The organism is Clostridium sp., from assembly GCF_051654825.1.
Lineage (GTDB): Bacteria > Bacillota > Clostridia > Clostridiales > Clostridiaceae > Clostridium.
Genome location: NZ_JBOFYU010000207.1, coordinates 20475 through 32768 on the forward strand (window position 1 = coordinate 20475; position 12294 = coordinate 32768).

A 12294-nucleotide genomic window follows, 5' to 3' on the forward strand; every position below is an offset into this window, starting at 1 on the left:
CAAAAAGACAAAAAGGAGAAAGCTTATATGAGTAATATTGGTGTATTTGATATCCTTGGACCTATTATGGTAGGACCATCATCATCTCATACTGCTGGTGCAGCAAGGTTAGGTAAGATTGCAAAGGCAATAGCTGGGGATGAGATAAAAAAAGTAGAATTTTTATTACATGGTTCTTTTGCAAAAACATATAAAGGTCATGGAACAGACAGAGCTTTAGTAGCAGGAATATTAGGAATGGATCCTTCAGATGGAAGATTAAGAGATTCACTGCAAATAGCTAAGGATAAAGGATTAGATATAATATTTAAAGAAACAGATTTAGGAGATTATCATCCAAATACAGTTAAGTTTTTAATTAAATGTGTTAATGGAAAAGAATGTGAACTTATAGGATCATCTATAGGTGGAGGGAATATTGAAGTAGTTGAAATAAACGGTAATAAGGTTCAATTTACTGGAGCTTATGCAACTATAGTTACTTGTCATCAAGATATACCAGGAACTGTAGCAAAGGTAACAGGAATTTTATATGATTACCATATAAATATAGCATTTATGAACTTAGTGAGAAGTCAAAAAGGAAAAGATGCTACTATGACATTTGAAGTAGATAGTAAAATTCCAGAAGAAATGATTAAAAAGATAGAGGAAGTAGATGGGATTAATAAAGTTACAATTATAAATCCTATTGAGGATGGTGAATAAAATGTTAGACATAGCAAAATCAGGTGAAGAGTTATTACATATATGTGAAAAAAATTCAATATCATTAAGCGAATATGCTATAAGAAGAGAAATGGAAGATAAGGAAATGTCAAGAGAAGAGGTTTATGAAAAAATGCAAAAAACTCTTGATGTTATGAAAAGTGGATCTTCAGAAGGTCGTGAAAAAGAAGTATATTCAGTAAGTGGTCTTATAGGTGGAGATGCATATAAGGTTCAACAATATTTAGAAAAAGGAGATACATTAACTGGAGATACTTTAGTTATGGCAATGGCAATGGCACTTTCATCTTCAGAAGTTAATGCATCAATGGGAAAAATAGTTGCATGTCCTACAGCAGGATCATGTGGGATTTTACCAGCAGCATTGCTTGCAGCTGGACATAAACTTAAAAAAGATGACAAAGCATTAATGGATGCATTATTTGCATCAGCAGCTGTTGGAATGATAATAGGAAGAAATGCAACTTTTGCAGGTGCAGAAGGTGGTTGTCAAGCTGAATGTGGCTCAGCATCAGCAATGGCATCAGCGGCGATAGTTGAAATGATGGGTGGAACTCCTAAAATGTCACTAGATGCTGCAGCAATAGTATTTAAAAATATACTTGGATTAGTTTGTGATCCTGTTGCAGGATTAGTGGAAATACCATGTGCTAAAAGAAACGCAGCAGGAGTTATGAGTGCATTATGCACAGTAGATTTAGTAATGGCTGGAGTTGAATCTAAAATACCATTTGATGATACTGTATCAGCAATGTACAAGGTTGGTAGAAGTTTACCAGCAGCTTTAAGAGAAACAGCACTTGGTGGAGTAGCTGTTACAAAAGCAGGATTAGAATTAAAGAAAAAAGTTTTTGGCGATAATTAAATATAAGATAAAATATATAAAGTTTTAACAAAAATAGACATATTAGAATACAATGGAATAAACTAAATATTTACTCTTAGTTAAGAGAGGAAAAAATATGCAAATAAGTATAGAGGATTTAGCCAATATTTTAAACTTACAAAAGCAAAAAGAACCTCTTATACATTGTATTTCTAATTTGGTTACTATGGATGATTTAGCACAATCTATTATGTGTTATAACGGAAAAGCATTAATTACTCATAGCAGCGAAGAAGTTTCAGAAATTACTTCTAAAAGTAATGGATTACTATTAGACTTAGGAAGTTTAGATGGCAATAGAGTAGAGGCTATGGAAAAATCATTAAAGATAGCAGAAAGATATAGGATTCCAGTTATATTAGATGTAGTTGGAATTGATAGGTCTATTTTTAGGCGAAATGTTGCTATAAAATTTTTAACCAGATATAAGATAGATGTTTTAAAAGGCGAGCTATCAGAGATAAAGAGGTTAGGAAATAGTAGAATAATCAATGAAGATGATAAATTTAAAAGAGTAATTTTAAAGCAAGATACTACTGTTAGGAAAGAACTTAGGAGTATATCTAAAAATTACAAAAGTATTTTAGTAGTAACAGGTGAAGAAAGTTATATAACGGATGGATTTAGTGAGTTTTTTGTATTAAATGGAGAAGAAATATTTTCAAAAATATATAGTATTAATTGCATACTAACTGGATTAATTAGTGTAGGTATTTCATCAACTAAAGATAGAAGTGAGAGATTTAAAGCTATTTTAGTAGCTGTTATGACTTTTGGAGTAGCTGAGGAATTAGCTTTAAAAAGAAAGGCAAGTGGAGAAGGGTTAGCTACATTAAAAAAATATCTTTTAGATGAAATATGTTTGATAAATGAAGAAAAAATAAAACAAATAAGCTATGTTATATATGACTTTGTTAGAGAATAAAAAAATTATACATCATATATTAAGAATTCAAATTATATCATAAAAAGAAAGCTAGAATTTATTTTCTAGCTTTCTTTTTATGATATAATTTACTAAAAATAGGATAGAATTCAAAGGTATATTGTTTTATTTAGTATAAAAAAGGGAGGGGATGAGTTATGATAAATCCATTAGAAATATTAAAGAAATATTTTGGTTATAGTTCATTTAGACAAGGCCAATACGATATTATATCAAACATAACAAGAGGAAGAGATTCATTTTGTATAATGCCAACAGGAGGAGGAAAGTCAATTTGTTATCAAATTCCATCATTAATATTTAATGGATTAACATTAGTAATATCTCCACTTATATCTTTAATGAAGGATCAAGTAGATAGTGTTAATGATGTTGGAATTAAAGCAGAATATATAAATAGTACACAATCCATGGATGAAATAAAAGAAATATTAAGACGATGCTACAAAAAAGAAGTAAAGCTTTTATATATAGCTCCTGAAAGGCTAGAAAGTGAATATTTTAATAAGATGCTAAGAAAATTACATATAAGCCAAGTTGCAGTTGATGAGGCTCATTGTGTTTCTATGTGGGGACATGACTTTAGAAAAAGCTATAGAAATATATCTCCATTTATAGAAAGCTTAGAGTATAGACCTGTAGTTACTGCTTTTACAGCTACAGCAACAGAAGAAGTACGAAAAGATGTTTTAAAGCTATTAAATTTAGAAAACCCTTATATTTACTTAGGTAGCTTTGATAGAGAAAATTTAGCTATATCAATACATAAGGAAGAGGATAAGGCTGAATTTGTAAAAGATTTTATTAGAGATAGAGAAGATAAATCAGGTATAGTTTATTGTGCAACACGAAAAGAAGTTGATGCATTATTTTATTATTTAAAGGAAAGAGATTTTAATGTTGCTAAATATCATGGTGGATTAAGGGATGAAGAAAAGAAGTATTATCAAGAAGAATTTTTAAATGACAGCATTCCTGTAATGATAGCAACTAATGCATTTGGTATGGGAATAGATAAATCAAATGTAAGATATATAATTCACTTTACACTACCTAAAAATATAGAAAATTACTATCAAGAAATAGGTAGAGGCGGTAGAGATGGAGAGAAAACAGAATGTGATTTGCTTTATAATAGAGGGGATATACGAACCTTAGAATATTTAATATATACTACATCGGGTATAGATAGAAAAGAGTTAGATATTAGAAAGCTACAATTTATGGTTGATTTTTGTGAAACCAGTGAATGCTATAGAAGCTTTATTCTAAACTACTTCGGAGATAAAAATGTTAGAGACTATTGTAGTAATTGTAGCAATTGTTTAAATAATGATGAGCTTAGAGATTTTACTATAGAGGCTCAAATGATTTTATCTTGTGTATATAGAACTAGAGAGCAATTTGGAATTTCAGTATTAGTAGATGTATTAAGGGGAATAAAGGGTCCTAAGATTATTCAATATAAATTAGATTCTTTATCTACTTATGGAATAATGAAAGATTACAATAGCAAGTTTATTAGAGATTTAATAAAAACATTAATAGATTTAGGATATGTAAATTTAAAAGAAGGTACATACTCTATGCTTAAAATAAACCAAAAATCAATAAATATTTTAAAGTCTAAAGAAAAAGTAATGTGTAAATTAATTCAAGATAATGAAGAAAAAATTGAAGACAAGAATTTATTTACTATTTTAAAGACATGGAGAAAGGAAAGGGCCTTTAGGGAAAATATAAAGCCTTATATAATTTTCTCAGATTCAACACTTATAGAATTATCAAATAAAAAGCCTAAAAGCATTGAAGAGCTTTTAAGTATAAGAGGTGTTGGAGAAAAGAAGGTAGATAAATATGGAGTAGAAATACTTTCTATAATAAATAAAAAAATAGCTCTTTGAGTATTTCAAAGAGCTATTTTTCTATTTAAAATCCATATACATCAAATATTTTAAAATCAGAATCTTTAGTTTCCTTAACTAATACATAGTATCTAGTCCATTTTCCACTACCAAATTGATCAAGGCTTTCTGCTCTTTCACTTAATTTATTTGTATAAGTAACTTTAACAACTTCAGTAGAATAAGCTCCATATTCATGTAATAAATCAAGCTTAGCATAATATGTTTCTTTATTTTCAGAATTAGTATAATCCTCTTCTTCTAATGTAGAAAGCTTGTCTATAGATATGCTTTCAGTAAAGCAGCCATTTAACTTATTATTTGCAAATAAGCTAGCATAGGAGTTATGCTTATCGCTTTCAGTGAATAATGTTATATATTTTTCATATTCATCAGATATTTCTAATTTTAATGCTTCAACAACTACTTCTTCAGCAGGTGTTTTAGGTTCAATAGATTTAAAGCTTCTATTTTCATTTTCAAATTTTAAGGACGTTGTATCCATAGGTTTATCTTTAGAATTGTTTTTATAGAAATTAAATGTAGTGAATCCTATTATAATAACAATAGCTATAAATACAATACTTAGTGCTTTTTTATTTTTTAGATTTATCATATGTAATCCTCCAGGTTATTTAAATTATGCTTTATATAACCTTATTTTACAGTATATTACTAAATAGTTAAATAAGAAAATTTTTAATATTACGTTAATATAAAAAAGTAACAACAAAAAGTAATTTTAAAATTAAATTATTTTGTCATATATATCTAATATAAGTGAATATATTTAAGTAAAAAGGGGGGAGTGCTATATGAACTTCAAAGAATTTATACAAAATGATAGGGAAAGCAGTAACAACGAAAAGTTTAAAGGAACATTTATTGATTATTTAGAGATTTTAAAGGAAAACCCAGATATAGCCAAGCTTTCTCACAAGCGTATCTATGATATGGTAGTTAGTAAGGGTTTAGAAGTTATAAAGGGTGAAGAAAACCCTAGAGTTAAAAAAATATATGGAAATGATGTAATAAGAAAATACGGTTTTTTTAAGGATGACTTCTTTGGAATTGACAAGGTTGTTATGAAATTAGTGAATTACTTACATTCTGCATCAATGAAGGGGGAAGAAGCAAGACAAGTACTATATTTAGTTGGGCCAGTTGGAGCAGGTAAATCTTCATTAGTAGAAGCTGTTAAGAAAGCATTAGTTGAATGTGAGCCAATTTATGCATTAGAAGGATGTCCTATGCATGAAGAGCCACTTCATTTAATACCAAGACACTTAAGACCAGAATTTGAAAAATTACTAGGAGTACAAATAGAAGGGGATTTATGCCCAGTTTGTAAATATAGATTATTAAATGAATTTAATGGTGAATATGAAAACTTCCCAGTAGTAAGAAAAGGATTCTCAATAAGATCAAGAAAAGGTATTGGGGTAGTACCACCAGTAGATCCTAATAATCAAGATACTTCAATATTAACAGGTTCTATTGATATTTCCAAAATGGATATGTACCCAGAGGATGATCCAAGAATATTCTCATTAAATGGTGCATTTAACGTAGGTAACAGAGGAATGGTTGAGTTTATAGAAGTATTTAAAAATGATGTTGAATATCTTCATACTATAATAACTGCAACTCAAGAAAAGTCTGTTCCATCTCCAGGTAAGGGATCAATGATTTATTTTGATGGTTTAATTATAGCTCACTCAAATGAAGCTGAGTGGAATAAGTTTAAATCAGATCATACTAATGAAGCTATCTTAGATAGAATTGTAAAGGTAGAAGTTCCTTATTGCTTAGAGCTTGATGAAGAAGTAAAGATATATGAAAAAATATTAAATAAGAGTAACTTTAAAGCACATATAGCTCCTCATACAATTGAAATAGCAGCTATGTTTGCAATACTTTCAAGATTAACTCCATCAGCAAAAATAGATCCTATTACAAAGCTTAAGATCTATAATGGTGAAGAAATCGTAGAAAAGGGAACAACTAAGAGAATGGACATTATGGAACTAAGAGAAGAAGCAGGTCCATATGAAGGAATGAAGGGAATTAGTACAAGATTTATTGTTAAAGCAATAGATAATGCTCTTTCAAACTCAGAGCATGATTGTATAAATCCATTAAGCATAATGGAAAGTATAATTAAATCAATAAAGGAAATGGATACTGCAGCAGAGGATAAGAAGAAGTATTTAGGATTTATCCAAGATACAATAAGAAAAGAATATAATAAGATTCTTGAAAAAGAAATTACAAAGGCATTTATCCATTCATTTAGAGAGCAAGCTGAAAGTTTATTTAATAATTATATTGATAATGCAGAAGCATTTGTTAATAAGAGTAAGATTAAAGATGGTTCAACTGGGGAAGAGTTAAATCCAGATGAAGAATTCATGAGAAGTATAGAAGAACAAATAGGAGTTTCAGAAGCATCATCTAAAGGATTTAGAGCTGATGTAACATCATATATGTTCTACTTAGTTAGAAATGGTAGTCAAATAGATTACACTTCTTATGAGCCATTAAAAGAAGCTATAGAAAAGAAACTTATGGCTTCAGTTAAAGATTTATCTAGAATTATAACTAAGTCTAGAGTTAGAAACGAAGAACAAACTGAAAAATATAATACTATGGTTGAAGAAATGCAAAAGAATGGATACTGTCTACATTGTTGTGATGTAACTCTTAAGTATGCAGCCAACAATTTATGGAAGGATTGATGAGGTATGGCAATCTTTAGAGATAATGCAGACAATCCAATCGAGCATGATAGATCAATTGAAGATAGAAGAAGGCATAGGCAGTTAGTTGAAAAATCAATAAAAGAAAACCTAGGAGATATTCTATCAGAAGAAAGTATTATAGGTGAAAGTAAAAATAAGAAGTTTAAGATTCCTATTAGAGGAATTAAAGAATATCAGTTTATTTATGGGAAAAATAACAAAGGAGTAGCCACTGGAACTGGTGAAGAAAAAAGAGGAGATAAAATTGGGGATGGAAGTGCTAATGGAAAAAAGGGTGGAAAAGGCGCTGGAAATTCTCAAGGTGATGATGTATATGATACAGAAATAACTTTAGAAGAGCTAATGGATTATATTATAGAGGATCTTGACTTGCCAAATTTAGATAAGAAAAAATACTCTGAAATTATTACAGAAAGTGCAGGTAGGAAAAGAGGATATCAAAGACATGGTATAAATCCAAGGCTAGCTAAAAAGAAAACTGTTGTATCAAAGATGGCTAGAAAACAAGGTAAAAAGAGAGCATTAAGAGAAGCTGGCATTGATACTGAATTAGAAAGATTTCCTTTTAGAGAAGATGATCTTAGATATTATAGAGTTAAAAAGAAACCTAAAAAGGATAGTAATGCAGTTATGATATTTATTATGGACGTATCAGGTTCCATGGATACAACTAAAAAATATTTAGCTCGTTCATTTTTCTTTGTTTTATCAAGGTTCATTAGAAGAAAATATAATAATATAGCCTTTGAGTTTATATCTCATACTACAGTTGCTAAAAGGGTAAATGAATATGAGTTTTTCCATAAAGCAGAGTCAGGTGGAACTTATATTTCAAGTGGATTAAATGTTGCCTTAGATTTAATAAAGGAACAGTATTCACCAGAAATGTGGAATATATATCCGATTTACGCTAGTGATGGAGATAACTGGAGTGAGGATAATGAAAAAGCAATGGCTGCAGTTAAAGAGCTTTGTGAAATAAGCAATATGTTTGGATATGCAGAGTTATTACCTTCAACGTATTCAACAACTATGTATTACAGATTTAATAAAGAAATTGCATGTAAGAACTTTGCTTCAGTAATTGTTAAAGAAAAGAAAGATTTATGGGATGCATTAAAGATAATGCTTAGCAAGGAATTAAAGGAGGAGTAAAGTATGAAATATAATCTTAATGATTTAGAAGGTTGGAATGAGATTATTGAAAATAAGGCTAAAGAAGTAGGCTTAAACTTTTACCCTCAAGAGTTTGAAATCATTGGATTTAATGAAATGTTAGGATATGAAGCTTATGTGGGTATGCCATCAAAATATCCACATTGGAGTTATGGTAAGGCATATGATAAAAATAAAACATTATATTCTTTAAATATGACTGGTTTGCCATATGAAATGGTAATAAACTCTAATCCTTGTTTAGCATATTTAATGAGAGAAAATACTCTATTACTTCAAATATTAACTATGGCTCATGTATACGGTCATAATGATTTCTTTGCAAATAATAGGTTATTTACAGAGGGAACTAACGCAAAAACTACTTTAGAAATGTTTAAGCTTGATGCTGAAATAGTACGAGGATATATAAATGATCCAAGTATAGGTTATGAAAGAGTAGAAAAGATAATCGATGCTGCTCATGCGATAAGATTCCAAATTCCAAGAGTAGTTGGAGTAAAGGAATTAAGTCAAGAAGAAATGAGAGAAAGTGTATTAAAGGATTATTATAGCAAAAAGGAAAATAGGGGAATTTTAGAATCAAATGATGAAATTGAAATGCCAGAAATAAATAAAATACCTTTAGAGCCTTGTGATGATGTGATAGGGTTTATTATGAAATACAGCAATTTAGAAGAGTGGGAAAAAACAGTCTTAAAAATTGTTAAAAGGGAAAGCCAATATTTTATACCGCAAATAGAAACAAAGATAATGAATGAAGGTTGGGCAAGTTATTGGCATTATACAATATTAAAAGAATTAAATTTACCAGAAGGACTTCATTTTGAATTTATTAAAAGGCATAACGATGTAATAGCCCCTATGATAGGAGGTCTTAATCCATATTATGTAGGCTTTAAAGTATTTGAAGATATAGAAAGAAGATATGGAAGAGAAAAGATGTTTGAAGTAAGATTATTAGAAAGGGATAATTCATTCTTAAGAAAGTATTTAACTAGAGAGCTTTGTGAAGAATTGAATTTATTCCAATATGCAAAACGTAGTTTTGAATTTGTAGTAGATGAGGTATCCGATGAAATAGGATGGGAGACTATAAGAGATAGCTTAGCATCAGGATGTGGTGTAGGATCTATACCATATATAAGAGTAGTTAATTTAAATAAAAGAGACTATTCGTTAACTTTAGAACATTTCTTTGATGGAAGAGAGCTAGAGGTTTCCTATGCAAAGGAAACATTAAAATATGTTCAAGATTTATGGGGACATAAAGTAATACTTCAAACAAAAACTAAGGATGGAAGAGATATTGAGATAATTTGTGATGAAGATAGAAAAATCTTTGTGAATTAAATTCTAAATATTAATTATTTAAGTAGTAGGAAAAAATTCCTACTACTTTTTTATAAAGAATATTAAGTTTAATTTATAAGTGTAACACTTAAAAGAATGTAAGAATAAGCTAATCTTATGAGAACTTTTTAATAAGGAGAATAAGATGGAGTTAAAAGGAAGTAAAACTGAAAAAAATCTTTATAGAACGTTTGCAGGAGAGTCTAGAGCAAATACAAAATATACTATATTTGCAGAAAGGGCTAGAGAAGAAGGCTATAGATGGGTTGGAGAAATATTTGATTTAACTGCACATAATGAATTAGCTCATGCAAGAGAAGCTTTTTCAAAGTATTTAAAGCTTAATAATTCCACTAAGGACAATTTAATGGATTGTATATTAGGCGAAACAGAAGAATATACAAACATATACAAGAAGTTTGAAAAAGAAGCAAGAGAAGAGGGATTTATAGAAATAGCAGATTTCTTTAAGGAAGTAATTGAGGTAGAAGAAAGTCATGCAGAAAGATATAAAAAATTATATGATAAGATTGAAGATGGAACTATGTTTAAGGGACCAAAGGAATCTAAATGGGTTTGTATGAATTGTGGATACATTCACGAAGGAGAAGAGGCACCTTTAATTTGTCCTCTATGCAAATATCCAAGAGCATATTTTAAGCCAGAGTGTGATATTACAAATAACTAGGAGGATGAATTTATGTTTATATCAATACCAAAGGATTTTTTTGTACCAGTATTATTTACTGATAAATTTGAGTTAAATTTAGAAAATAATAATATGGAGTATGATACACAAAAGAGAGTTATAGATTTAGAACCTAGTGATTCAAGAAAGAAATTAATGGATATGGGTGATAAAGCAAATAATATGGGGAATAAAGCTCCCGAAAATAAAATGATAATAAAAAAGAAAGATATAAGTGAAATGTCTTCTGAGGAAAAGTTAAATTATCATATAGAAAAAGCCACTGGAATAATAAATATGCATTTTAAAAAATTAGATTGTTTAAAGCTATCAGAAACACAAAAAAATACATTGAGGGAACTTCACTTAAGTAAATTCAAAAAAAATTATAATATGCATAGTAAGATATTTGATGAATTTAAACATGTATTAACACCAGTAGAAATACAAGGTTTAATAGATATGCATGAAAACAAATTTATAAAGATATTTAATAAACATAGAGATAAAATAGCATGCTTAGGAATATCAGAGGATGAGATACAAAAAATATTAGATTGGCATATTAAACACTTTAAAGAGCTTGTTATGAAGCATATAAAGGAAGTAAATTGTAATTTAGCAAATAAAAAAGAAATAGAAATAGGTATAAAAGCTGTAGAAAATAACTTTGAATATATGGGGAATCAGTTAGGTAGTATTGATGATGAATATATAAATGATATATCAAAATAATTTGTAAAGAGAGATTTTTATGGCGTATAGAGAGTTAATAGATAAGCATTACAAGGATCTAACAAATCAAAGCTCTCTTTTAGCAAGCATGGTAAATTCATATAGGCTTTTAATTGGGGGAGCAAGTGAATTGTTTAATATATCCTTAGCAAAGAAAAGTGATGTAAAAGAAGCAATAGAAAGGGCAGAAAAACTGGGGGATATAATAGATGATTTAATAAAAAGTATAGATGATTGTAATGGCTGTTATATAAGATATTGTGAAATAATGAATAAGTATGTTCAAGCACAAACACACAAAGATGTTATTTTAACAGAAATAGATTACGAGTTAGATTTCAATAATTCTCAACAAAGAGAAGATGAAGATGAAGAATAAAAAAATCCATTTGCGTAAGCAAATGGATTTTTTTAGAATTTTTTCAATTCAAATGTACTAACCATTAGATAAGCCCCTATAAGCAATAATGCTATAGGAATCCAAGGATTTACAGAAAAGTTTAACGTTAGCAACACAAATAGTGCAATAAAGCTTCCTGTAATTGTAATAGGAACGCCTCTAAAGCTTCCATCAAAGTTTGTAGCATTATATCTAGCAAGTCTGTATGAACCGCATATAGGGAATAGTAACAATACAGATAATCCTATAATACTACCTGGTCCAATTTCTTTAAGATTATAAACTAAAAATGATAATATTGCTGGAGCAACTCCAAAGGACACTAAATCCGCAAGAGAGTCTAATTCTTTTCCTAAATCGCTTGAGACATTTAGGAAACGAGCAATTCGTCCATCATATCTATCTACAAGACCTGCTATAATTATAAATAATGAAGCTAATAAATAATTCTTTTCAAATGTACATAAAATAGAGATAATACCGCACGATAAATTAATAAATGTAAATAAATTCGGAATAAAACTTTTTTTCATATAATCACTCCTGGATTAAACCATTAAAGTTTAAGTAATTTTTTATTTTCAAGTAGTCATTATAGCATAAAAATATTATTTATTTAAGGGATTTAATAATATATATATGCTTATTAAAAGAAATTTAAGAATTTAAAGTAAGATTTATTGATATTATTAACTTATAAATAGTAGTATATTAT

The 12294-nt window shown here is 28.9% G+C and carries 12 protein-coding genes; 10 read left to right on the top strand and 2 right to left on the bottom strand.

Translation table 11 applies throughout. The features are described from left to right. The first annotated feature begins 27 nt into the window (after positions 1 to 27). From sdaAB to recQ, 4 genes are all read left to right on the top strand, one after another. The gene (sdaAB, locus tag ACRDBA_RS12080; RefSeq protein ID WP_438573172.1) at positions 28 to 708 is read left to right on the top strand and encodes an L-serine ammonia-lyase, iron-sulfur-dependent subunit beta; all 681 of its coding nucleotides are present in this window, start codon (positions 28 to 30) and stop codon (positions 706 to 708) included. A gap of 1 nt (position 709) precedes the next feature. Beyond that, positions 710 to 1594, top strand: a complete 885-nt coding sequence (gene sdaAA, locus ACRDBA_RS12085) for an L-serine ammonia-lyase, iron-sulfur-dependent, subunit alpha (RefSeq protein WP_438573173.1) — start codon at positions 710 to 712, stop codon at positions 1592 to 1594. Positions 1595 to 1691: 97 nt separating this feature from the next. Further along, positions 1692 to 2540 carry a hydroxyethylthiazole kinase gene (locus tag ACRDBA_RS12090; protein WP_438573174.1) on the top strand — a complete coding sequence of 283 codons (849 nt, stop codon included), beginning with the start codon at positions 1692 to 1694 and terminating at the stop codon, positions 2538 to 2540. Positions 2541 to 2698: 158 nt separating this feature from the next. Next, on the top strand, positions 2699 to 4465 hold the full coding sequence (recQ, locus tag ACRDBA_RS12095; RefSeq protein ID WP_438573175.1) for a DNA helicase RecQ: 1767 nt from the start codon (positions 2699 to 2701) through the stop codon (positions 4463 to 4465). A gap of 25 nt (positions 4466 to 4490) precedes the next feature. Here the strand turns inward: recQ and ACRDBA_RS12100 are convergent, their stop codons facing one another. Then, complete coding sequence (locus ACRDBA_RS12100) at positions 4491 to 5081, bottom strand: hypothetical protein (protein WP_438573176.1); 591 nt, start codon at positions 5079 to 5081, stop codon at positions 4491 to 4493. Between the two features lie 199 nt (positions 5082 to 5280). Here ACRDBA_RS12100 and ACRDBA_RS12105 point away from each other — a divergent pair, with 199 nt between their 5' ends. From ACRDBA_RS12105 to ACRDBA_RS12130, 6 genes are all read left to right on the top strand, one after another. Then, positions 5281 to 7203 carry a PrkA family serine protein kinase gene (locus tag ACRDBA_RS12105; RefSeq protein ID WP_438573177.1) on the top strand — a complete coding sequence of 641 codons (1923 nt, stop codon included), beginning with the start codon at positions 5281 to 5283 and terminating at the stop codon, positions 7201 to 7203. Between the two features lie 6 nt (positions 7204 to 7209). Beyond that, complete coding sequence (gene yhbH, locus ACRDBA_RS12110; RefSeq protein ID WP_438573178.1) at positions 7210 to 8382, top strand: sporulation protein YhbH; 1173 nt, start codon at positions 7210 to 7212, stop codon at positions 8380 to 8382. 3 nt (positions 8383 to 8385) lie between these two features. Then, the gene (locus ACRDBA_RS12115) at positions 8386 to 9756 is read left to right on the top strand and encodes a SpoVR family protein (protein ID WP_438573179.1); all 1371 of its coding nucleotides are present in this window, start codon (positions 8386 to 8388) and stop codon (positions 9754 to 9756) included. Between the two features lie 145 nt (positions 9757 to 9901). Next, positions 9902 to 10444 carry a rubrerythrin family protein gene (locus tag ACRDBA_RS12120; RefSeq protein ID WP_438573180.1) on the top strand — a complete coding sequence of 181 codons (543 nt, stop codon included), beginning with the start codon at positions 9902 to 9904 and terminating at the stop codon, positions 10442 to 10444. 12 nt (positions 10445 to 10456) lie between these two features. Then, complete coding sequence (locus ACRDBA_RS12125; protein ID WP_438573181.1) at positions 10457 to 11179, top strand: hypothetical protein; 723 nt, start codon at positions 10457 to 10459, stop codon at positions 11177 to 11179. 19 nt (positions 11180 to 11198) lie between these two features. After that, the gene (locus tag ACRDBA_RS12130) at positions 11199 to 11558 is read left to right on the top strand and encodes a hypothetical protein (protein ID WP_438573182.1); all 360 of its coding nucleotides are present in this window, start codon (positions 11199 to 11201) and stop codon (positions 11556 to 11558) included. Positions 11559 to 11590: 32 nt separating this feature from the next. Here ACRDBA_RS12130 and pssA read toward each other — a convergent pair whose 3' ends face one another. Beyond that, positions 11591 to 12112 (bottom strand): CDP-diacylglycerol--serine O-phosphatidyltransferase, encoded by a 522-nt coding sequence (gene pssA / locus ACRDBA_RS12135; protein ID WP_438573183.1) that lies wholly within the window; start codon positions 12110 to 12112, stop codon positions 11591 to 11593. Positions 12113 to 12294: the final 182 nt, after the last annotated feature.